This is a genomic window from Streptomyces sp. NBC_00158 (genome assembly GCF_045160885.1).
In the GTDB taxonomy this organism is placed as follows: domain Bacteria; phylum Actinomycetota; class Actinomycetes; order Streptomycetales; family Streptomycetaceae; genus Streptomyces.
Window position 1 is genome coordinate 3,166,916 of record NZ_CP108161.1, and the last position, 20,636, is coordinate 3,187,551.

The following is a 20,636-nucleotide window of genomic DNA, read 5'->3' on the forward strand; positions in this document are numbered from 1 at the left end:
CATGTCCGGTAACGGGATGCCCGACGCCGGCGCTACTCGTTCTCCGCTGACACCCCCGCCCCCGCCGCGTACGCCGTCAGGCCCGCCGAGGGCGTCGTGCCCGCCCAGGCCACGTAGCCGTCCGGGCGGATGAGGAAGACGCCGTCGCCGTACGCCTCGTACGCCGGGATGCGGAGCGTACGGGCGCCCGGGAGGGTGGCCTCCGGGGCGGTGCCGACCGTCAGGAGGGTCCAGTGCGGGCCGCGGAAGGCGTCGAAGAGGCGGGTGCCGGCGCGGGTGCCGTCCGGGGCGCGGTCGCCGGCGCGGAGGGCGTCCGCCGGGAGGCCGGGGCGGGTCTCCACCGCCAGGGAGGAGTCCCGGTAGCCGAGGCCGAGCTGCCGGGTTGCCGCGCCGCGGCGGGCCTCGCCGCGGTGGATGCGGGTCGACAGGCCCAGCATCTCGGCGGCGACCGGGAGGCGTTCCTCCTCGTACGTGTCGAGAAGCGCGGAGGGGGCCGTCCCGCGCAGCACCGCGGCCAGCTTCCAGCCCAGGTTGTACGCGTCCTGCACGCTGGTGTTGAGCCCCTGCCCGCCCGCCGGGGAGTGGACGTGCGCCGCGTCTCCGACGAGGAAGATCCGCCCCTCCCGGAACCGGTCGGCCATCGCCGCGCGCGGGCGGAAGTCCGACGCCCAGCGGACTTCCGTGACGTCGTCCGGGGCGATGTGCGTGCGGGCGGCGATCAGGGCGCGGACTGCGGCGGCGGAGAGGTCCACGGGCCCGTCCGACTGCGGGAGCGCGGCCGTGACCTGGAAGTCCTCCGTGCCGGCCAGCGGGCAGATCGCGAGGAAGCCGCCCGCGCCGTCGGCCGGCGGGAAGACGTGCCAGTTGTCGCGGTCGAGGCCGGTGATGCGTACGTCGGCCACCAGCATCGGCGTCGGGTCGACGGTCTCCCCCGTCATGCCGATGCCGAGCGCGCGCCGCACCGTGGAGCGCCCGCCGTCGGCGGCGACCGCGTACCGCGCACGGACCCGCGGGCCCGAGGCGAACTCGGCGCTCACCCCGTCCGCGTCCTGCGCGATGCCGACCAGCTCCCGGCCGAAGGCGACCTCGCCGCCCAGTTCGGCCAGGCGCGCGAGGAGGATCTCCTGGGTGCGCCACTGGGGGACCATCCACGGCTCGGCGTAGGGGGTGGCCTCGTCGGCCGTACCGGTCTCGTCGGGGTCGAGGATGGCGTGCTCGCCGACCCGCTTCCCGTCCTGCCAGATCATCCCGACCGGGTACGGGCCGCCCGCCGCGCGGACCGCGTCGTACACGCCGAGGTCGTCGAAGACCTCCAGCGTCCGCGGCTGGACGCCCTTGCCGCGCGATCCGGGGAAGAGGCCTGCGGAGCGTTCCACGACCACCGCCCGCACCCCGTGCCGGGCGAGGTCCACGGCGAGGACGAGGCCGGCCGGGCCGGCGCCCACGATCAGTACGTCCGTGTTCATCCCACTTCTCCTTAACACTGTTAAGTAGCTGGCCCCACGAGAGTGCACTTAACACTGTTAAGCTGTCAAGCGTGGCTACCCGCAGATCCCCCAAGCTGGACAAGAAGCAGGCCGTCGAGACCTCCCTCCGCCTGCTGAACGACCTCGGCCTCGACGGCCTCAGCCTGCGCGCCATCGCCAAGGAGCTGGACGTCCAGGCACCCGCCCTGTACTGGCACTTCAAGAACAAGCAGGAGCTCCTCGACGAGATGGCGACGGAGATGTACCGCCGCATGACCGCCGACGCCGCCCTCCCCCCGGACCTCCCCTGGCAGGACCGCCTCCTCGCCACCAACCGCGCCCTGCGCGCCGCCCTGCTCCGCTACCGCGACGGCGCCAAGGTCTTCAGCGGCTCCCGCTTCACCGGCACCGAGCACGCCACCCAGATGGAAGAGCACCTGCGCGCCCTCACCGGCGCCGGGTTCACGCTCCCCCAGGCCGTCCGCGCCACCACCACCGCGTACTTCTTCACCCTCGGCTTCGTCACCGAGGAACAGGGCGTCGAGCCGCTCCCCGGCGAACGCCGCGAGGGCTACGACGTCGCCGAACGCGCCGAACGCCTCGCCGACTTCCCGCTGTCCGCCGAAGCCGGAGCCGACCTCTTCCAGGACTACGACCAGGGCTTCGAGGAAGGCCTGGCCCTCGTCGTCGCCGGCATCGAAGCCAGGTACGCCGCCCCGCACGGCGCCGCCCGGTGACCGGACGCGCCTACGGCTTCCTCGTCGCCGCCCCGCCCGACCCCGCCACCCTCGGCCCGGTACTCGACGCCGTCTTCGGCGCGGGCGAGGGGGCCGTCGAGGTCGGGATCGACGGGGACGCCGACGGATGGCGGTGGGACACCCCGGTCCAGTGCGCGATCCTGTGGTTCGAGCCGCTGAACCTCTCCTGCCAACTCAACGTCTACGCGGGCCCGGACGTCCCCGACCCGCCGCCCGCCGAGACCGTCGCGCGAGCCCTGGCCCGGGGGCTGGACACGGCCGTACTGATCGACCACGCGGCCCTGCCGTGGCTCTACCACGCGTTCACCCCCGGCGGCGGATCCACCATCGCCAGCGTCGAGCACCTCGACGGCGAAGACCTCGACGGCGAGGACCGCCCCGCGCTCCGCGTCACCACCACCCAGGCCGGTGTGGCCGCCTTCCCCGACGCCGCCGTGAGCGGGCTCCCCGAGGCCGTCCGGGCCGTGCCCTTCGCGCCCCGCGGCACCGACCCCCGCCTCTGGGCCTGGACCGACCTGATCGGCCGCATGGAAGCCGGGTGGGCCCCGCTGCGCTGGTACGGGCCCGACATGTACGCGGAGGACCTCGACGCCCGGGACGCGCTGCTCGGCAGCGACCTGGAGGGCGACCCCCGCCTCGAAGCCCTCGACGCCCGCTTCCGGGCCGCCACCGTCGACGACGGCGGCCACGAGCTCGGCGCCGACCCGGCCACCGCGCCCTGGTACCGGCTGCGGCGGCCCGCCGTACTGCCGTGGCGGGTCCTGCTGCCCGCCGACCCGGAGGCGGCGGGCTGGCTGTGGAAGTGGGTCGAGGAGGGCGCCGAGGGCAAGCCCGGCGGCACCGACATGACCGGCCTCGACCTCAGCGGCGCCGACCTGACCGGGGCCGACTTCTCCTCGTCCCTGTTCATCGACACCGGGCTGGCCGGCGCCCGCCTGGCCGGCACCTGCTTCCACCGCACCTGGCTCCAGCGGGCCGACCTGTCCGGGGCCGACGCCACCGGCGCCTGCTTCGCACGCGCCGGACTCGACGAGGCCGACCTGCGCGGCACCGTCCTCGACGGCGCCGACCTCGTACGCGCCGAGCTGTACGGGGCCGACGCGCGCGGCGCGAGCCTGCGCGGCGCCCGCATCCTGGGCGCGGACCTCCACCACACCGACCTGCGCGGGGCCGACCTCAGCGGCGCGGTGCTCCGGGAGAACGGCTTCAAGGTGACGCTGGACGACACCACCCGCGTGGCGGGCCTGACCGGCACCGTCTTCGGCCCGGCGGAACACGTGGCGGCCGACGGCACCCGCACCCCCCTCGCCGGCACCGCCCTGGAGGACTGGATCCGGGCGGGCGGGGGCGACGTACGGGTCATCGCACCGCGCGGCCGCCGCCCCTGACGGTCAGCGGCAGCCGGTCGCGACGCGGGCTTCCCCGTCGTCGGCGAGGTCGTCCTCGGCGTACGGCTCCATGTGGTCGCGGATCAGCGCGAGCACCGGTTCCGGGGCGGAGGCGTCGAGGTCCAGGGCGAGTTCGAGTGCGTAGAGGGCTGCCACGGGCCGAGCCTGAGCAGCAGCAGCGGCAGCGGCAGTGACGGCGACAGCGGTGGAACCTGCGGGTGGCGGCGTGCGGTCGTGCACACCCCGAGCGCGGCACGGCAGCCGCCACCCCACGACCCGCACTCGTCAAGGCACAGGACCCTTGGCGTCCCCTCGCGACGAATCGCTCAACACCAGGGTGATCAACAGGTGACGAACCGTCAACACCTCGTTAGAGGTACACGCGCGGTTCCCGCATAAGCCCACAATTTTTCGGAGCCCGCTCTGGAGCCTCCGCCGCCCCGCCCGCCGCACGGTCGACCTCGCACCAGATGCGCTTGCCGGCGCCCTCGCGCTGCCAGCCCCACCGGTCCGCGAGCCCGTCCACCAGCTCCAGGCCGCGCCCGCCGGTGTCCTCCCCGCCGGCCTGCCGCCGGGCCGGGGCGCGGTCGCTGGTGTCGGCGACCTCGACCCGCACCCCCGGGCCGCCGAAGAGCATCCGCAGCACGGCCGGGCAGCCCGTGTGCACGACCGCGTTCGTGACCAGCTCGGAGATCAGCAGGATCAGCGTCTCGGCGAGCGTTTCGTCGTCACCCATCCCCGAGCCCGCCAGCCGGGACCGCGCCCACCGGCGCGCCCGGCCGACCTCGGCGGGGTCGGGTCCTACCTCAAGCTGTACCTGAAGCACCTGCACCGCTCACACCATCCGAACCGGCGGACACTTCGCCTCGCGACAGGACGGGATCACCGACTGTGATCCCCGTGCCGAGCAGCATGGTTGACATACAGTCACCACAACAAGCGCTTCGGGCATATTCCAGCGCGAAGGAGTAGGCGTGGTGCATACTGTGCGACGCTCACGCCGCTGAACCACTCGCATCGTGGGAGCGTATCGCGGTGCGCCCCCGCCTCCGGGCCGCATCGAGGCGGGCGAAGGACACAAACCGATATCAACTCTCCGTAATCGGACATGCGTCCCGCGCCGTCCCTCCCGTGCCCTCCCGTAACAGAGCGCCATGTGCCGCTATGACGCCGACGCCTCCGCCAGCAGCGCCTCCGCGAGGAGTTCCTCCGCCCCCGCCGCCGTGCGCCACTGCTCCGCCCGCACCCAGGCCCGCTTCAAGTGCAGGTGCACGTCCGCCTCCCACGTGAAGCCCATCCCGCCGTGCACCTGGAGGCAGTCCCGCGCCCCCCGCACCGCCGCCCCGTCCGCCAGCAGCTTCGCCGCGGCGATCTCGGCGGGGTCACCGGTGACCGCCGCCGCGTAGACCGCGGTACGCGCCACCTCCGCCCGCACCAGCATCCCCGAGCAGAGGTGCTTGACGGCCTGGAAGCCCCCGACGGGCTGCCCGAACTGCTCGCGCTCCCCCGCGTACCGCACCGCCAGCTCCACCGTCCGCAGCGCGCTCCCGACCTGGAGCGCCGCCGTCAGCAGCGCCCCCGTGTCCCGGTACCCGGCCGGGAGCACGCCCGGGGCCCGCCACAGCGGGGTCAGCGGGTCCGCCGAGCGCACCGGCACCCCGGCCGGGACCCCCTCCATCCCCAGCACGGCGTCGGCCCCGCCCAGGTGCGCCACCAGCGGCCCGTCCAGGTCGAACGCGGTCACCACAGCCGAACCCGACGCCGCCCCCGGGACCACTCCGGCGGCCAGGTGCGTGGCCACCAGCGGCCCCGGCAGCAGCACCCGCCCGGCCTCCTCGAAGACGAGCACCGCCTCGGGCAGTCCGAGGCCCACCCCGCCCTCGGACTCGGGCAGCCGGAGGGAGAAGAAGCCCGCCTCCCCCAGCTCCCGCCAGAGCCCCCGGTCCACCCCCGCCCCCCGCTCCACGTCGGAGCGCAGCGCCTCGCGCCCGTACCGCCCCGCGAGGAGGTCCCGTACGCCCGCCCGCAGGTCCCGCTGGTCCCGCGTCAGCCGGAAGTCCACGGCCGCTCACCGCCCCTTCGGCAGGCCGAGGATCCGCTCGGCCACGATGTTGTGCTGGATCTGCGAGGTGCCCGCCGCGATGGTGTACGACAGCGAGGAGAGCCGCTCCGCCGTCCACTCCTCCTCCAGGGACAGGGATTCGGCGCCCAGGACCTCCGCGGCCGCCTCGTACAGCTCCTGCCGGGCGTGCGAGTACGCCAGCTTGAAGACGCTGCCGCCGGTGCCTGGGACGCCGCCCGAGCCCTGCGCCTCGCTGACGTTCCACTGCGTGAGCCGCCACAGCGCCCCGAACTCCCCGTACAGCCGGCCCAGCCGGCGCCGCAGCACGGGGTCGTCCCAGCGGCCGTTGGCCTTCGCGGCCCGGGCCAGCGCGCCCAGGGTCCGCCGGCAGGCGACGACCTCGCCGACGAAGGCGGTGCCGCGCTCGAAGGACAGGGTCACCATCGTGACCCGCCAGCCGTCGTTCTCGGCGCCGACCCGGTTCGCGACCGGCACCCGCACCTCGTCCAGGAACACCTCCGCGAACTCCGCCGACCCGGCGAGGGTGCGCAGCGGCCGGACCGTGACGCCGGGCGCGTCCATCGGCATCGCCAGCCAGGTGATCCCCCGGTGCTTGGGCGCGGCCGGGTCGGTGCGCACCAGCAGCTCGCACCAGTCTGCGACCTCGGCGTGCGAGGTCCAGATCTTGGAGCCGGTGACCACGTACGCGTCCCCGTGGCGCACCGCCCGGGTGCGCAGGGAGGCCAGGTCGGAGCCGGCGCCGGGCTCGCTGAAGCCCTGGCACCACACCTCCTCCCCGCGCAGCACGGGCGGCAGCCAGCGCGCCCGCTGCCCGGCGGTGCCCTCGGCGGCGATGGTCGGGCCGGCGTGCAGCAGGCCGACGAAGTTCGCGCCGACGTACGGGGCGCCCGCGCGTTCGGTCTCCTCCAGGTAGATCAGGTGCTGGGTCGGGGTGGCGCCGCGCCCGCCCGCGTCGACGGGCCAGTGCAGGCCCGCGTAGCCGGCGTCGTACAGCCTGCGCTGCCAGCCCAGGTCGTAGGCGCGCCGGCCGGGCCAGTCGTCGGGCGAGGGCTTGGCGGGCAGCTCGGGCAGCACCTTGCCGAGCCATTCGCGCAGCCGGGCGCGGAACTCCTGCTCCTCCTCGGTGTGGGAGAGGTCCATGTCAGACCAGGTCCAGGCCGAGCATGCGGATGGCGTTGCCGCGCATCAGTTTGTGGACGGTCTCCTCGTCGAGGCCCTTGACGTGGTCGAGGGCGACTTCCTTGGTGTGCGGGAAGGTCGAGTCGACGTGCGGGTAGTCGGTCTCGAAGGTGGCGTTGTCGCGGCCGACGACGTCCAGCGAGGCGATGCCGTGCTTGTCGCGGAAGAAGCAGCAGTAGATCTGCCGGTAGTAGTACGTGGACGGCGGCTCGGGGACGATGTCGCGGACCCCGCCCCAGGCGCGGTGCTCCTGCCAGACGTCGTCGGCGCGTTCCAGGGCGTACGGGATCCAGCCCATCTGGCCTTCGCTGTAGGCGAGCTTCAGCGTCGGGAACTTGACCAGCACCCCGCTGAAGAGGAAGTCCATCATCGAGGCCATGGCGTTGTTGAAGCTGAGCGAGGCCTGGACGGCGGGCGGCGCGTCGGGGGAGGCGGCGGGCATCTGGGAGGAGGACCCGATGTGCATGTTGACGACGGTGCCGGTCTCCTGGCAGACGGCGAAGAAGGGGTCCCAGTAGCCGGAGTGGATGGACGGGAGCCCCAGGTAGGTGGGGATCTCGGAGAAGGTGACGGCCCTGACCCCGCGGGCGGCGTTGCGGCGGACCTCGGCGACGGCGAGGTCGATGTCCCAGAGCGGGATGATGCACAGCGGGATGAGCCGGCCGCCGCTGTCGCCGCACCACTCCTCGACCATCCAGTCGTTGTAGGCGCGCACGCAGGCGAGCGCCACTTCCTTGTCGTGTGCCTCGGCGAAGGTCTGCCCGCAGAAGCGCGGGAAGGTCGGGAAGCAGAGGGAGGCCTCGACGTGGTTGAGGTCCATGTCGAGGAGCCGCGCCTTGGGGTCCCAGCAGCCGCGCCGCATCTCCTCGCGGGTGATGCCCTCCAGGGTCATGTCGTCGCGGTCGAAGCCGACGGCGGCGATGTTGCGCTTGTACGGGAACTTCAGGTCCTCGTAGATCCACCAGTCGGTGGGCGGGCCGTCGGGGTCCATGGAGATCACGTACTTGCCGCCGGTGTACTCCAGCTCCCCGATCCCGGCGGTGAGGGCCTTGGGGCCGCGATCGCGGTACTTCGCGGGCAGCCACACGTCGAAGAGGTGGGCGGGCTCGATCACGTGGTCGTCGACGCTGATGATCCGAGGCAGTTCCAGTGCCATGGGCTCGCGCTCCTTCTCCCCAATCTGATGCATCGTCAGAAACAAGCTAGCCCCGCCACCCCTGGACCGACAAGCGCCGGAGCCCTACGCTCTGCCCTTGATCTGACTAACCGTCAGTTGGCACCCGGCCGGCAAGCCCAGGGAGGTCCGCGATGACGACCACGGAAACGGCGGCGGGAGCGCCCGCGGAACCGGGAGCGGGAACAGCCACGGGAACGGCCACGGGAACGGCGGACGACGTCACGGCCACCGCCACCGGCCTCTCCCGGTCCGCGACCCTGTGGGAGCTCATCGCCCGCCGCGCCGCCCTCACCCCCGCCGCCACCGTCCTCATCGAGGCCGCCGAAGACCCCTCCGCCGACCGCACCCTCACCTTCGGCGCCCTCCGCGACCGCGCCGAACGCGTCGCCGCGGGCCTGTACGGCATGGGCGTGCGCCCCGGCACCGTCGTCGCCTGGCAGCTCCCGACCCGCATCGAGACCGTCCTGCTGTCCGCCGCCCTCGCCCGGCTCGGCGCCGTCCAGTCCCCCGTGATCCCCTTCTACCGCGACCGCGAGGTCGGCTTCGCACTGCGCGAGTCCAAGGCCGAGTTCTTCGCCGTACCCGGCTTCTGGCGCGGCTTCGACCACACCGCCATGGCCCACCGGCTCGGCGCCCGCGGGGTCTTCGAGGCGTACGCGAACCTCCCCGACGGCGACCCGGCCGTACTGCCCCCGCCGCCCGCCGACGGCACCTCCGTACGCTGGATCTACTGGACCTCCGGCACCACCTCCGACCCCAAGGGCGTCCTGCACACCGACCGCTCCCTCATCGCCGGCGGCTCCTGCCTCGCCCACGCCCTGCGCCTGACCCCGGCCGACGTCGGCTCGATGGCCTTCCCGTACGCGCACATAGCCGGGCCCGACTACACGGTGATGCTGCTGCTGTACGGGTTCCCCGCCGTCCTCTTCGAGAAGTTCGCGATGCCGGACGCGCTCGCCGGCTACCGCCGCCACGGGGTCACCGTCGCCGGCGGCTCCACCGCCTTCTACTCCATGTTCCTCGCCGAGCAGCGCAAGGACCCCTCGGTCAAGCTCCTCCCGAGCCTGCGGCTGCTCGCGGGCGGCGGCGCCCCCAAGCCCCCGGAGATCTACCACGCGGTGGTGCGCGAGCTGGGCTGCCGGCTCACCCACGGCTACGGCATGACCGAGGTCCCGATGATCACCATGGGCTCCCCGGACGACACCCCGGAGAACCTCGCCACCACCGAGGGCCGCCCCCCGCAGGGCATGTCCATCCGCATCACCACCCCCGACGGCACCCCCCTGCCCGCCGGCACCGACGGCGAGGTCCGGCTGCGCGGCGAGGCCGTCTGCCAGGGCTACCTGAACCGTCCGGAGACCGGCGAGGACACCTTCGACGCCGACGGCTACCTGATCACCGGCGACCTCGGCCACCTCACCGCCTCCGGCCACCTCGTCCTCACCGGACGCAGCAAGGACGTGATCATCCGCAAGGGCGAGAACATTTCGGCGAAGGAGGTCGAGGACCTCCTCCACCAGCTCCCCGGCGTCGCCGACGCCGCCGTCATCGGCCTGCCCGACGAGGAACGCGGCGAACGCGTCTGCGCCGTCGTCGAACAGCCGCCCGGCGCCGCCCCCCTCACCCTGCCCCAGGTCACCGCGTACCTGCGCGCCCAGGGACTCTCCCCGCACAAGCTCCCCGAGCAGCTGGAGGTCGTCGACGCGCTGCCCCGCAACGACGCCCTGCGCAAGGTCCTGAAGTACCGGCTGCGCGAGCGCTACAGCTGAACCCGAGCCGGACTCCAGCGGCGCCTGACACCAAGGTGTCAGGCCCCTTGGTGCCGGGCCGAAAGCCTTCCCGGGCCCCTGGCGGCCGAGCAGGATGGTGATCACCGGAACGGCGGCGGGAACGAAAACCCGAAGCCGGGGCCACGGGGGCGACGACCTCCCCCGCGGCCCGGACAGCCGCCTTCCGGATCCACCGCAACAGCCGTCGCCAGGGGGCACCGCCATGTCCAGAAGCACTCAGCTCACCGCGCTCCGCACCATCGCGATCCGCAACGCCGCGGACCGCTCCATCGGGTGGGACTGAGCGACGTGCTCCTCGTCCGACTGCCCCTGATCAGCCACACCGGGGCACCGGGTACGGAGAGCGGGGCGAGCCTCCTCCAGGACGCCCTCTGGGCCCACGCCGGCCCGCAGCACGCCCTCGAACACGTACGGGTGCGCCCCCTCCCGGAGGGGATGAGCGTGGCCCTGTTCGTCCGGGCCGAGAACGACGCCCAGGCCCGTGACAAGGCCCGCGCCCTGCTCGCCGCCGTCATCGGGACCGGCGCGGCCCGCCACTACTCCATGGGCCCCCTGATCCCCAACTGACTTACCGCACCACCTTCTTCGGCCCACCGGCCACCCGGTTCACCGACCGCTGTTCCTGCAGGGCAGCCGTCCCACCGGCACCACGGTGCGCGCCCCACCCCTTCCGGCCTCGACCAGGCCCGCCCGCGGCACACGCACGCGGGCACCGAAACCTTCCCCGGCCCTGACGCCCCGGGCCGCCATGTCCTCTTGGAGACCCCACCATGACCTCGCGCCGCTCCTCCCGCATGCTCACCGTCGCCCTCACCTCCTTCGTCGCCGCACCGCTGCTGGCCGTCGCCCTGCCCGCGGTATCGGCGCAGGCCGAGTCGACGACGGTCGCCACGATCGCCCGCGCCCAGGTCGGCAACACCTGCGGCGACTACAACTGCCAGTACCCCGGCGCCTGGTGCGCCGAGTTCACCAAGTGGGTGTGGAACAAGGCCGGCGCGAACACCTCCGGCATCAGCCCGGCGGCCGTCAGCATCTACCAGTACGGCAAGAACAAGGGGACGCTGCACGGCACCCCGCAGGTCGGTGACGCGGTCCTCTACGACAGGGACGGCAACCTGAACGACGGCGAGGCCGACCACGTCAACATCGTCGTCGCGGTCAGCGGGGACGACATCCAGACGGTGGGCGGCAACGAGAGCGGCGGCGTCCGCTTCCGCTCCTGGTTCAACTGGAAGACCAACTCCAGCCCGGTGGGCGCCGGCCGCGCCCTGGCCTTCATCGGTCCGGCGGGCCTGGCCGAGACCCCCTCGACCCCGGTCAGCAAGGCCGGTGACCTCTTCCACGCCACGCGTCTCGTCGACGGCAGCTGGGAGGGCTTCGCACCGCTGAACGGCTTCGGCGGCGCGGCGTTCTTCAACGCCTCGCAGGAGTCCATCGCCGCCACCCCGGACGGCTCGACGCAGACCCTGGCCACCGGCAACGACGGCAAGCTCTACCACACCGCCCGTTACGCGGACCGCACCTGGACGGGCTGGGCCCCGCTCGCCGGCTACGGCGGCGCCGCCGACTTCGCGGCCAAGGACCAGTCCATGACGGGCATGTCCAACGGCGACGCCAACGTCATGGCGATCGGCAACGACGGCAAGATCTACCAGAACACCCGCTTCAAGAGCGGCACATGGGCCGGCTGGAGCCCCGTCGGCAACTGGCAGGCGAAGAAGATCGCCGTCGCCGGCCTGCCCGACGGATCCACCCAGACCCTCATCATCGGCAACGACGGCAACGTCTACCACGCCATCCGCGCCACCGACGGCACCTGGACCAGCTGGAACGCCCTCCCCGGCACCGGCACCGCCACCACCTTCCAGGCCGGCAACATCGCCATCACAGGCCTCCCCGACGGCAGCACCCAGATGCTCGCCACCGGCAACGACGGCCTCGTCTACCACAACATCCGCAACGCCGACGGCACCCTCCAGGGCTGGGCCAAGGTCGACGGATACGGCGGCGCCCCCGGCTTCGCCGCCACCAGCCTCGCCATCGCCGCAATGCCCAGCGGCGACACCCAGATGCTCGCCGTCGGCAACGACGGCAAGGCCTACCACGCCGCCCGCTACGCCGCCGGCAACTGGCAGGGCTGGTGGGCCACCGGAATGGGCGCCCAGAAGGTCGCCATCGCCGGCCTCGGCGACGGCAGCGCCCAGATGCTCGCCACCCGCAACTGATCGCCACCACCCCGTACGCGGCTCCGGGCCACCGGAGCCGCGTACGCGTGTGCCGCCCGGCCGCCCTACAGGCGGCTCAGCGACGCCGCCGCGAAGAGGACGTCGCGGATCGCCTCCCGGTCGCCGGTCTGGCCGACCGCGGCCTCCTCCGGGGAGATGTGCCCGGCGGCCAGCTGGCAGAACTCCAGTCCGTCCAGCGCGACTTCCGCCACCGTGTGCTCCCGCGAGGGCCTCGCCGCCGGGGAGTCCAGGGCGATGTCCCAGCCGCCTCCGCCCGCGCCCTCGATCTCCAGGTGCAGGGTCCGCCCCGGCGCGCCCGCCGCGACCAGGCCGCGCGCCGGCGCCGCCAGTCCCGAACGGCGCCGCCCCGCCAGGGCGCCGGGCAGCAGCCGGGCCGCGAGGTCGATCATCCGGTGCAGGTGCGGCCCCGAGGGCGGCTCGTACGGGTAGTCCACCGCCTCCGCGATGTCCCAGGCGTGCACCCAGCACTCGAAGGCCCGCTCCAGGAAGGCGTCCCCCAGCGGCAGCGCGAACCCGCCGTAGTCCACGGACAGTTCGGCCACGCCCCGGCCCGCGAAGGACACCGTGCGGACCAGCGTGTGCCCCTGGGCCCGCCAGGGGTCGCGGACCTTGCGGGTGACCGGGTAGGGGGAGGAGTTCCAGAAGTGCTCGGTGCGGTCGGCCGGGCCGCCGCCCGGCGGCGCCCCGGGGCCCAGCGGGTCGTCCAGCCCCAGCGCGGTCGCGATCATCCCGTCCACCGTGAGGAGGTGTCCGATCACGCCCGCGACCGTGGTGCGGTGCGTGCGCCGGCGTTCCTCCTCGAACCACTTCAGCCGCACCGGGGTGTGCCACTCCGAGTCGCCGAAGTCCCGCAGCAGCGCGTCGAGCCGCGCGGTCTCCGTGTCGTACGGGTTCGCCCACACCGGGACGGGGATGCGGGCCGGCCTCTTGCCCAGGCAGTCCTCCAGCACCCGCGAGCGCAGCAGCGGCTTGAGGTCGAGGCTCTCCTCGGGGTGCAGCAGGCCCACCGCGTCGCGCAGCCGCAGCGCCTCCTCTGCGCAGGGCGCGCACTCGGTGAGGTGGTCCTCGACGGCCTGGGTCTCCTCCGCGGAGCAGGCGGCGAGCGCCCACGCGCCGAGCAGGGACTTGAGCACGGCGTGCGAGGGCGGAGGGGCCGGCAGGGTCTCGGGGGCGTTCAGGTCGTCACCGGCCGCGCGGGGACCCGGTATCCGTGCGCGACCGCCCGCCCGCTGCTCGTACGCGTCGTCGGGGGTGTCTTCGGAGGGTCCTGTCATCGGGGCGTTCCGTATCCGCGTGGGCCGTATCCGGGCGGGGCGGTGTCCTCCCGGGGGAGGACGTTGGCGGTCGACAGCAGCTGGAGCCCGAGCCGCAGCCTGCGCCGTGCCTCGTCCTCGCTGATCTGGAGGTCGGCGGCGGCCTGGCGGTAGTCGCGGCGCTTGAAGTAGGCCAGCTCCAGGGCGGCCCGCAACGGCGCGGGCATGGAGGTGACGATGTAGTCCGCGCGGGCGGCCGCGTTGGCGCTGCGCACCTTCTGCTCCAGCTCCTCGCGCGAGCCGCGGCCCAGTTCGGCCTGGCGCAGCCGGGCGACGGCCTGGCCCTGGGTGATCCGGGCGACCCAGGAGCGCATGGAGCCCTGCTTGGGGTCGTAGGCGTCCGGGTTCTCCCAGATGTAGCCGAAGACCTCGCGGGTGATGCGGTCCGCGGCCTTCTCGTCACCGAGGACCCGGTGGGCCAGGCTGTGGACCAGCGAGGCGAAGCGGTCGTAGAGCTCGCCCAGCGCCGCGGCCTCACCGCGTGCGAGGCGCTGCTGCATGCGACGGTCCCAGCGCGGTGGAACGTCCTTCGCCATCGTGCCTCCAACCGTGTGTCGACCCGTCAAATGTAGTGGGCAACGGACGGAACGCGCCGGTTTTGCGAGAACCTCCCCCCGTAAGCGGGACCGTCGTGCTAGGTCGCGTCCAGGTCGGCGCGTGGGCACAGGCGTACGCGCCCCGGCGCGCTCCCCGTGCGCGGGTTCGATGCGGCCACCTCCTTGACCGCTTCGCTTAACGCGCAGGCCACGAAGGGCTTACGCTCCTGCCTGTCTTGATCTGAACCCCGACCGCAGCCCAACGCACCCGTGAAGGTGGAACGCCGAACATGGACAGCGCAGAGTACGAGCGCAAGATCGCCGCCCGATTCGCGACCTTCGACCAGGACGGGTCCGGCTACATCGACCGGGAGGACTTCAGTACGGCGGCCAGGGCCGTGCTGGCCGAATTCGGTACGGCCGCGCGCTCGGAGAAGGGCCAGGCCGTCTTCAACGGCGCCGAGGCGTTCTGGCAGGGCATGGCCGGGATCGCCGACGTGAACGGCAACCAGCGCGTCTCCCGCGAGGAGTTCGTCACCGGCGCGGCGAAGCGGCTGCGGGACAACCCGGAGCGGTTCGCGGAGATCGCCCGCCCGTTCCTGCACGCCGTGATCGCCGTCGCGGACGAGGACGGCGCGGGCGCGAGCCCCTCGGCGGCGGCCCGCGTGCTGCGCGTCCTCGGCACCGAGCCCGGTCTGGCCGCGCAGGTGGCGGCGGCCCTGGACGCGGACGGCGACGGCCGCATCTCGGAGGACGAGATCCTCAGGGCCTTCGCCGGCTACTGCGGCGTCGACCCCGACGCCTGAGGCCCGGCACCCGCCCGACAGCCGCCCGACAACCGCCCGGGGCCGTCACCCCGGGCACTGTCCGAGCGCGCTGATAGCGTGCCGCCACCGGCCGGAACGATCACGGGAGGCGGCTCGGCATGCAGCACGTACGGGAAGTGGCACGGCACTCGACGAGCGGTGAGCGGACGTCCGCGGCCCTCCGGGACATCGCCCTGCGGACGTGGATGCGCCACGCCCGCCTGGAGTGCGACCCGTCCCCCGAGCGGCTGTGGAGCCTGGCCGAGGAGATCCTCGACCACGTCGCCGCCCGCACCACGGAGGGCGGACGGCTCGGCGAGGAGCCCCGCACCGCGCTGCACACCGCCGCGGAGTGCGCCATGGGCGCCCTCGGCATCGGCTGCTTCCCGAACGGCGACCAGGAGGTCCCGCTCCCGCTGATCGGCGAGACCCTCAGCAGCGGGGACCTCGACTTCGCCGGCGCCGTCACCGCCGCCCCCACCGCCCGGACCTGGCTCGACGCCTTCGAGACCAGCGTGGTCAGCGGTCTGGTGTGGGACTGGCAGAAGGTCATCGGCCTGCTGCTGCGCAACGACTACGCGCCCGCCCTCCGCAAGGGCGTGCCGTACTCCCGCCACACCTCGCACTCGGAGCCCGGGGACCTCGCCGCGATGGACGCCCTGTGCGGCTACCTCACAGGGAGCACGGGCCACCGGCCGAGCGACTGGCCGACCGTGCCCCTGTGCAAGCCCGACGCCGCCACGCGCGCCGCGGCGGCCGCCGGCCTGGACGCCGCCGGCCCGCTGACCGCGGACCAGCGGCTGCTGCGCGTACTCCTCGACGACGACCGGGCGGCCTTCGAGGCGGCCCTCGCGGAGCGGCTCGCCGCCCACCGCGAGAGCGCGCAGGCCGAGAGCGACCCGGCGCCCCGGACCCTGCTGCCGCTGGGCGCGCTGGCCCTGGCCGCCCTCGCCGTCCAGACGCACCAGTGGGAGCTCGGCGTCCGCTCCGGCTACCTGCCGCCCGAGCTGCTCGGCTTCACCGACGCGATGCGCCTGGCCGGCCGGACCCGGGTCAACGGGCTGGGCGGCTGGGTCGCCGAGTAGCGGCCCGGGGCTGCGCGGAGGGCTACCCGAAGGACTACGCGAAGACGACGGTCCGCGAGCCGTTGAGCAGCACCCGGTGCTCGCTGTGCCACTTCACGGCCCGCGCCAGCGCCTGGCACTCCACGTCCCGGCCGATGGCGACCAGCTGGTCCGGGGTGACCTCGTGGCCGACCCGCTCGACCTCCTGCTCGATGATCGGGCCCTCGTCGAGGTCGGCCGTCACGTAGTGGGCGGTGGCACCGATCAGCTTCACACCGCGCGCGTGCGCCTGGTGGTACGGCTTCGCGCCCTTGAAGCTCGGCAGGAAGGAGTGGTGGATGTTGATGATCCGCCCGCTCAGCTCCTTGCACAGGGTGTCCGACAGCACCTGCATGTAGCGCGCGAGCACCACGAGCTCGACGTTCTGCTCGCGCACCAGCTCCAGGAGCCGCGCCTCGGCGTCCGCCTTGGTGTCCTTGGTGACCGGGATGTGCACGAAGGGGACGTCGTACGAGCCGACCAGCTCGGCGAAGTCGGTGTGGTTCGAGACCACCGCCGCGATCTCCACCGGCAGGGCGCCGATCCGGGAACGGAAGAGCAGGTCGTTCAGGCAGTGCCCGAACTTCGACACCATCAGCACGATCCGCATCCGCTCGTCGGAGCGGTGGATCTGCCAGTCCATGCGGAAGGAGTCGCCGATCGCGGCGAAGCTGGCGCGCAGCTTGTCCACCGTCAGGGCGGGCTCGGCCTCGAAGTGCACCCGCATGAAGAAGAGCCCGGTCTCCCGGTCTCCGAACTGCTGACTGTCCACGATGTTGCAGCCGGTCATGAAGAGGTAGCTCGACACGGCGTGCACGATGCCCTGCTTGTCGGGGCAGGAGACGGTCAGGACGTACTGGGCCTGGGCCTGGGACTGTGGGTCTGCGCTCATGACGGCACAGCCTTTCACACCACGCGGGTCAGCGTTTTCAGCACGTCGACGGAGCTCGGGCGGTCGTCCGGGTCCTCCCCGTCCGCCGCCGACATCCGTACGTGCGCCTCGCGCGCCGCCCGGACCGCCTCGGGCCAGTCCTGGTGGCCGAGGTACGCGGAGACGGCCGCGTCGGGGCCGACCTGGTGCAGGATCCGCAGCACCCGCAGCACGGCGTGGTCGACCAGGGCGGCCTCCTGCGCGTCGCGGAAGATCGTGCCGACGTACTTGTCCGCGGACCAGCTGTCGAGCCAGGTGTCCTCGACGAGCCGGTACACGGCGTCGGTGACGTCGCCGTAGCCTTCCGCGCCCGTGAGCCAGACCTCCTCCTGGAACACCGGGTCGGAAAGCATGTGCAGCGCCGAGCGCACGTTGCTGCGCCAGCGCCACCACGGCATGTCGTTGAGGGGCATGCCGCCCATGGTGGAGGAGCGGCCGCCGCGGCGGGAAGAGTTCTTCGAACCTTGGGCGAATGTCACGCTTTCGATCGTACGTTCCCGACTGGTGCGATCTTGAAGCACCTGTGCGCGCCCGCGCCCCCGCAATTCACCTCGACGTCACCGTTTGTTGTGTCCATCTCATCGCCGAGTTACCCACGGGGCGGAAGGGTCGGTGGACATGACCAATCACCGACGCGCAACTGCCCTTTCCCGCCTGATTGTTGCCACGGCGGCGGGCGCGTGTCTCATCACAGCGTGCGGGGTGGTCCCCGGTGGCTCGGGGGGCTCCGGGGACTCCCTCACGGTCATGACCTTCGCACCCATCGGAACAAAAGCGACCAACATGGCCGGAATGCCGGGAATGGCCAAGGCCTACGAGCGGTGGGTGAACGCCAACGGCGGCATAAAGGGCCGCAAGCTGCGCGTGATCACCTGCAACGAGAAGAACACCGCCACCGGCGCCGCCGACTGCGCCCGCAAGGCCATCACCGAGAAGGCCGTCGCCGTCGTCGGCTCCTACAGCCAGCACGGCCGCGCCTTCATGGCCCCGCTGGAGGCCGAGGGCATCCCGTTCATCGGCGGCTACGGGGTCTCCCCCGAGGAGTTCCAGAGCCCGCTGTCCTACCCGGTCAACGGCGGCCAGCCCGCGCTGCTCGCCGGAGCCGGCCACCAGCTCGGCAAGGCCTGCTCCCAGGTCTCCCTGGTCCGCCCCGACACCCTCGCCGGCGACACCATGCCGGTCCTGCTGAACGCGGGCCTGAAGACCAACAACACCCCGGAGGCCTCGGACATCCGGGCGGCCGAGGACTCCGCCGACTTCAAGCCGCAGGCCCGCGAGGCACTGACCGGCAGCCCGGCGGCCCCGGCCGCCACGCCCGCCCCACCGGCCACGACCCCGGGCGCCACACCCGCCACGACCCCGGCCACGCCCTCCGCCCCCTCCACTCCCTCCCCCTCCCCGGCCAAGGACCCCAAGGACCCCAAGTCCGCGAAGGGCCCGGCCGCCGACACCGCCAAGGACAAGAGCTGCGTGACGGCCGTCCTCGGCGAGCGCACCGAGATCTTCTTCGACGCCTTCCGCCGCGTCGACACCCAGCGCAAGACGCAGATCTCCTCCGTCCTCGGCAGCATCAGCCAGGCCCTGGTGGACCGCACCGGCGGCAAGGAGAGCCCCTTCGAGGGCGCCTACGTCACCAGCTGGTACCCCGTCTCCACCGACCCACTGTGGGCGCCCATGCGCAAGGTGATCTCCGAGCAGGCCTTCGGCGACGACACCGTGGACCCCGACGACAGCGGGGCCCAGACCACCTGGATCGCGTACAGCGTCCTCAACCAGATCGTCCAGCGCTTCAAGAGCGACGAGGAGATCACCGCCCGCAAACTGACCCGGGCCCTCAACCAGTCCCCGGGCGTCCAGACCGGCAACCTCACCCCCGAGCTCAGCTGGCGCTACCAGGACATGCGCGCCGTCGCCGGGTTCCCGCGCCTGGTCAACGGCCGGGTCAGCTTCCAGACCGTCCAGGCCGGGCGCCTGGTCGCCCAGCTCGGCGAGCAGAACCTCGACATGACCCCGACCCTGGAGCAGGCCCCCCGCTCGGCCTAGCGGTGCCGGTCAGAGCTGGGTCTTGTCCCGCTTCGTGAGCCCGTACTTGGCGGCGATCGTGTTCCACATGGTCGCCGCCGACTCCTTGGCCTTGGTGGCCTCGGCGCTGGACTTGTTGCCGTCCTGGGCGTCGTCGGTCACCTTGGCCCGGCCGTCCTTGGCGTCCTTGTCGTCCTTGTCGTCCTTGTCCCCCTTGCAGGCGCCCTTGTCGCGGGCGAGGTCGTCCGCCCAGTCCGCGTAGCTGTTGTCGGCGTCCGCCGAGGCCTTCCACGCCTTGGTCAGGCTCGCCGACAGACGGGCGTGGTTCGGGAGCAGGTCGATCTTGAGCTCCTGGAGCCGGGTGACCAGGCCCTCGCGCTGCTGGGCCGCCTCGCGCAGGTCCTGGGCCGCCTGGGACAGGTTCTTGCAGTCCTTGATGTCGTCGACGGCCTTGATCACCGTGGTCCGGCTGTCGCTGGCGTCCGCGAGCAGCTTGTCGAGCTGGACGGCCTGCGGGCGGGCCGGGTCCACGGCCTCCTCGCCCGGCTTCGCGCCCGAGTTCGCGGAGCCGCTCGCGGCGGGGGCAACCGCGCCCGGGTCGGTGTTCTGGGCCTTGCCGTCGCTGAGCATGGCGCCCACCCCGAGCCCGGCCACGACCAGCCCGAACACCGCCGCCGCGATGACGGCCGGCGGGATCCGGCGCGCGGGCGGCGGGGGCGCGTACTGCTGCTGCGGCTGGGGCTGCTGGGGCGGCTGCGGCTGCTGGGCCCGGCGCGGGCCGGACCGCTGCGGCGGCGCGGGCGGCGGGGTCCTGCGAGGTCCCGGGTCCTGGACCGGCGGCAGCTGCTGGGTGTGCCCGGCGGCCGCGTCGGAGTCGCCGTCGGCCCGGAACAGCGCGTCGAAGCCCTCGGCTGCCCCCGCCGCGGGGGCCTGGACCTGGGCCATGTGCTGCGTGGCCTGCTCGTGCAGCCCGACGGCCGGCACGGGCGGGATGTACTGCGTGGCCGCGTCACCGGCACCCGCCCCCGGCACGGGCGGGATGTACTGCGTGGCCGCGTCACCGGCACCCGCCCCCGGAACGGGCGGGATGTACTGCGTCGCCTGCTCCTGCGGCGCCCCCGGACCCGCCGGGACCGGGGCCATGTACTGCGTGGCCTGCTCGTGCGCAGCCGGGCCCGCCGGGACCGGCGGAATGTACTGCGTGGCCGCGTCACCGGCACCCGCCCCCGGAACGGGCGGGATGTACTGGGTCGCCTGCTCGTGCGCAGCCGGGCCCGCCGGGACCGGCGGGATGTACTGCGTCGCCGCGTCACCCGCGCCCGCCCCCGGAACGGGCGGGATGTACTGCGTCGCCTGCTCCTGCGGGGCCGCCTGCACCGGCGGGATGTACTGGGTCGCCTGCTCGTGCTCCGCCGGGCCCGCCGGGACCGGCGGGATGTACTGGGTCGCCGCGTCCGGCAGCGGCGGGTAGCCGTAGCCGTGCGGGTCCCCGGGCCCGTCGAAACCGGGGCCGACGACGTGACCGGCCGGCGGCGGGTACCCGTACGCGGGCTGCCCCGGCTGCGGCGGCGGCTCGTACGCGGACTCGTACGGCCCCGCGTACGCCTGCGGAGCCGGCGCCGGCTGCCCGTCCTGACCGGGCGGGTACCCGTACGCCGGGGGCGTGCCCCACGCCTCGCCGGCCTGCGGCCCCGGCTGCTGCGGGTAGCCGGGGGCCGGCACCGGCTGTGCCTGATGCGGCGTCCCGGGCTGGGGGACGCCCCCTTGTCCGTTCTCCGTCACCGGGACTCCTTCTGCCTTCTCCGACCGGCCCGAACGCACGGAACCGTCGGATCACG

General features: G+C 73.3%; 19 protein-coding genes. 8 read left to right on the top strand and 11 right to left on the bottom strand.

Features of this window, described 5'->3' with window-relative positions:
• Positions 1 to 32: 32 nt before the first annotated feature.
• Positions 33 to 1,466 carry an FAD-dependent monooxygenase gene (locus OG553_RS14465; protein WP_405979381.1) on the bottom strand — a complete coding sequence of 478 codons (1,434 nt, stop codon included), beginning with the start codon at positions 1,464 to 1,466 and terminating at the stop codon, positions 33 to 35.
• 71 nt (positions 1,467 to 1,537) lie between these two features.
• Between OG553_RS14465 and OG553_RS14470 the strand changes: the two genes are divergently transcribed.
• Both OG553_RS14470 and OG553_RS14475 read left to right on the top strand, forming a co-directional pair.
• The gene (locus OG553_RS14470) at positions 1,538 to 2,203 is read left to right on the top strand and encodes a TetR/AcrR family transcriptional regulator (RefSeq protein WP_405979382.1); all 666 of its coding nucleotides are present in this window, start codon (positions 1,538 to 1,540) and stop codon (positions 2,201 to 2,203) included.
• Complete coding sequence (locus OG553_RS14475) at positions 2,200 to 3,612, top strand: pentapeptide repeat-containing protein (RefSeq protein WP_405979383.1); 1,413 nt, start codon at positions 2,200 to 2,202, stop codon at positions 3,610 to 3,612. The genes OG553_RS14470 and OG553_RS14475 overlap by 4 nt, the downstream gene beginning before the upstream one ends.
• Positions 3,613 to 3,615: 3 nt before the next feature.
• On the opposite strand, the gene OG553_RS14480 is transcribed toward OG553_RS14475, so the two are convergent.
• The 5 genes from OG553_RS14480 to OG553_RS14500 form a co-directional block, all read right to left on the bottom strand.
• A complete protein-coding gene (locus tag OG553_RS14480; RefSeq protein WP_405979384.1) occupies positions 3,616 to 3,768 on the bottom strand; it encodes a hypothetical protein in 153 nt (50 codons plus the stop codon).
• Positions 3,769 to 3,982: 214 nt separating this feature from the next.
• A complete protein-coding gene (locus OG553_RS14485; RefSeq protein ID WP_405979385.1) occupies positions 3,983 to 4,444 on the bottom strand; it encodes an ATP-binding protein in 462 nt (153 codons plus the stop codon).
• 330 nt (positions 4,445 to 4,774) lie between these two features.
• Positions 4,775 to 5,674, bottom strand: coding sequence for an acyl-CoA dehydrogenase family protein (locus tag OG553_RS14490; RefSeq protein ID WP_405979386.1), 900 nt, complete (start codon positions 5,672 to 5,674; stop codon positions 4,775 to 4,777).
• 6 nt (positions 5,675 to 5,680) lie between these two features.
• Positions 5,681 to 6,835, bottom strand: a complete 1,155-nt coding sequence (locus tag OG553_RS14495; protein ID WP_405979387.1) for an acyl-CoA dehydrogenase family protein — start codon at positions 6,833 to 6,835, stop codon at positions 5,681 to 5,683.
• 1 nt (position 6,836) lies between these two features.
• Positions 6,837 to 8,030 (bottom strand): amidohydrolase family protein, encoded by a 1,194-nt coding sequence (locus OG553_RS14500; RefSeq protein WP_405979388.1) that lies wholly within the window; start codon positions 8,028 to 8,030, stop codon positions 6,837 to 6,839.
• A 152-nt stretch (positions 8,031 to 8,182) separates the two neighbouring features.
• Here OG553_RS14500 and OG553_RS14505 point away from each other — a divergent pair, with 152 nt between their 5' ends.
• The 3 genes from OG553_RS14505 to OG553_RS14515 all read left to right on the top strand — a co-directional run bounded on the left by OG553_RS14505 (position 8,183) and on the right by OG553_RS14515 (position 12,066).
• Positions 8,183 to 9,820 (top strand): class I adenylate-forming enzyme family protein, encoded by a 1,638-nt coding sequence (locus OG553_RS14505; protein WP_405979389.1) that lies wholly within the window; start codon positions 8,183 to 8,185, stop codon positions 9,818 to 9,820.
• A gap of 294 nt (positions 9,821 to 10,114) precedes the next feature.
• Positions 10,115 to 10,408, top strand: coding sequence for a hypothetical protein (locus OG553_RS14510; protein ID WP_405979390.1), 294 nt, complete (start codon positions 10,115 to 10,117; stop codon positions 10,406 to 10,408).
• A 203-nt stretch (positions 10,409 to 10,611) separates the two neighbouring features.
• Positions 10,612 to 12,066: a CHAP domain-containing protein gene (locus tag OG553_RS14515; RefSeq protein WP_405979391.1), complete on the top strand. Its 1,455-nt coding sequence runs from the start codon at positions 10,612 to 10,614 to the stop codon at positions 12,064 to 12,066.
• A gap of 65 nt (positions 12,067 to 12,131) precedes the next feature.
• On the opposite strand, the gene OG553_RS14520 is transcribed toward OG553_RS14515, so the two are convergent.
• Positions 12,132 to 13,361: a zf-HC2 domain-containing protein gene (locus OG553_RS14520; protein ID WP_405979392.1), complete on the bottom strand. Its 1,230-nt coding sequence runs from the start codon at positions 13,359 to 13,361 to the stop codon at positions 12,132 to 12,134.
• On the bottom strand, positions 13,358 to 13,936 hold the full coding sequence (locus tag OG553_RS14525; RefSeq protein WP_007265652.1) for a sigma-70 family RNA polymerase sigma factor: 579 nt from the start codon (positions 13,934 to 13,936) through the stop codon (positions 13,358 to 13,360). Before OG553_RS14525 ends, OG553_RS14520 begins: the two co-directional genes overlap by 4 nt.
• A 290-nt stretch (positions 13,937 to 14,226) precedes the next feature.
• Here OG553_RS14525 and OG553_RS14530 point away from each other — a divergent pair, with 290 nt between their 5' ends.
• Both OG553_RS14530 and OG553_RS14535 read left to right on the top strand, forming a co-directional pair.
• On the top strand, positions 14,227 to 14,742 hold the full coding sequence (locus tag OG553_RS14530) for an EF-hand domain-containing protein (protein ID WP_405979393.1): 516 nt from the start codon (positions 14,227 to 14,229) through the stop codon (positions 14,740 to 14,742).
• A 119-nt stretch (positions 14,743 to 14,861) separates the two neighbouring features.
• Positions 14,862 to 15,827 carry an Imm49 family immunity protein gene (locus OG553_RS14535; protein ID WP_405979394.1) on the top strand — a complete coding sequence of 322 codons (966 nt, stop codon included), beginning with the start codon at positions 14,862 to 14,864 and terminating at the stop codon, positions 15,825 to 15,827.
• Positions 15,828 to 15,861: 34 nt separating this feature from the next.
• Here the strand turns inward: OG553_RS14535 and purU are convergent, their stop codons facing one another.
• Together purU and OG553_RS14545 are read right to left on the bottom strand one after the other, a co-directional pair.
• Positions 15,862 to 16,737: a formyltetrahydrofolate deformylase gene (gene purU, locus OG553_RS14540; RefSeq protein WP_405979395.1), complete on the bottom strand. Its 876-nt coding sequence runs from the start codon at positions 16,735 to 16,737 to the stop codon at positions 15,862 to 15,864.
• Positions 16,738 to 16,751: 14 nt separating this feature from the next.
• Complete coding sequence (locus OG553_RS14545) at positions 16,752 to 17,198, bottom strand: hypothetical protein (protein ID WP_405983037.1); 447 nt, start codon at positions 17,196 to 17,198, stop codon at positions 16,752 to 16,754.
• Between the two features lie 196 nt (positions 17,199 to 17,394).
• Here OG553_RS14545 and OG553_RS14550 point away from each other — a divergent pair, with 196 nt between their 5' ends.
• Positions 17,395 to 18,819: an ABC transporter substrate-binding protein gene (locus OG553_RS14550; protein ID WP_405979396.1), complete on the top strand. Its 1,425-nt coding sequence runs from the start codon at positions 17,395 to 17,397 to the stop codon at positions 18,817 to 18,819.
• 9 nt (positions 18,820 to 18,828) lie between these two features.
• Here the strand turns inward: OG553_RS14550 and OG553_RS14555 are convergent, their stop codons facing one another.
• On the bottom strand, positions 18,829 to 20,580 hold the full coding sequence (locus tag OG553_RS14555; protein ID WP_405979397.1) for a hypothetical protein: 1,752 nt from the start codon (positions 20,578 to 20,580) through the stop codon (positions 18,829 to 18,831).
• Positions 20,581 to 20,636 lie beyond the last annotated feature (56 nt).

Bases quoted from the DNA above. Each gene is read 5' to 3' on its own strand.
- OG553_RS14535 (WP_405979394.1), top strand. From the start codon at position 14,862: ATGCAGCACGTACGGGAAGTGGCACGGCACTCGACGAGCGGTGAGCGG.
- OG553_RS14520 (WP_405979392.1), bottom strand. From the start codon at position 13,361: ATGACAGGACCCTCCGAAGACACCCCCGACGACGCGTACGAGCAGCGG.
- OG553_RS14515 (WP_405979391.1), top strand. From the start codon at position 10,612: ATGACCTCGCGCCGCTCCTCCCGCATGCTCACCGTCGCCCTCACCTCC.
- OG553_RS14500 (WP_405979388.1), bottom strand. From the start codon at position 8,030: ATGGCACTGGAACTGCCTCGGATCATCAGCGTCGACGACCACGTGATC.
- OG553_RS14545 (WP_405983037.1), bottom strand. From the start codon at position 17,198: ATGGGCGGCATGCCCCTCAACGACATGCCGTGGTGGCGCTGGCGCAGC.
- purU (WP_405979395.1), bottom strand. From the start codon at position 16,737: ATGAGCGCAGACCCACAGTCCCAGGCCCAGGCCCAGTACGTCCTGACC.
- OG553_RS14525 (WP_007265652.1), bottom strand. From the start codon at position 13,936: ATGGCGAAGGACGTTCCACCGCGCTGGGACCGTCGCATGCAGCAGCGC.
- OG553_RS14530 (WP_405979393.1), top strand. From the start codon at position 14,227: ATGGACAGCGCAGAGTACGAGCGCAAGATCGCCGCCCGATTCGCGACC.
- OG553_RS14465 (WP_405979381.1), bottom strand. From the start codon at position 1,466: ATGAACACGGACGTACTGATCGTGGGCGCCGGCCCGGCCGGCCTCGTC.
- OG553_RS14505 (WP_405979389.1), top strand. From the start codon at position 8,183: ATGACGACCACGGAAACGGCGGCGGGAGCGCCCGCGGAACCGGGAGCG.
- OG553_RS14495 (WP_405979387.1), bottom strand. From the start codon at position 6,835: ATGGACCTCTCCCACACCGAGGAGGAGCAGGAGTTCCGCGCCCGGCTG.
- OG553_RS14550 (WP_405979396.1), top strand. From the start codon at position 17,395: ATGACCAATCACCGACGCGCAACTGCCCTTTCCCGCCTGATTGTTGCC.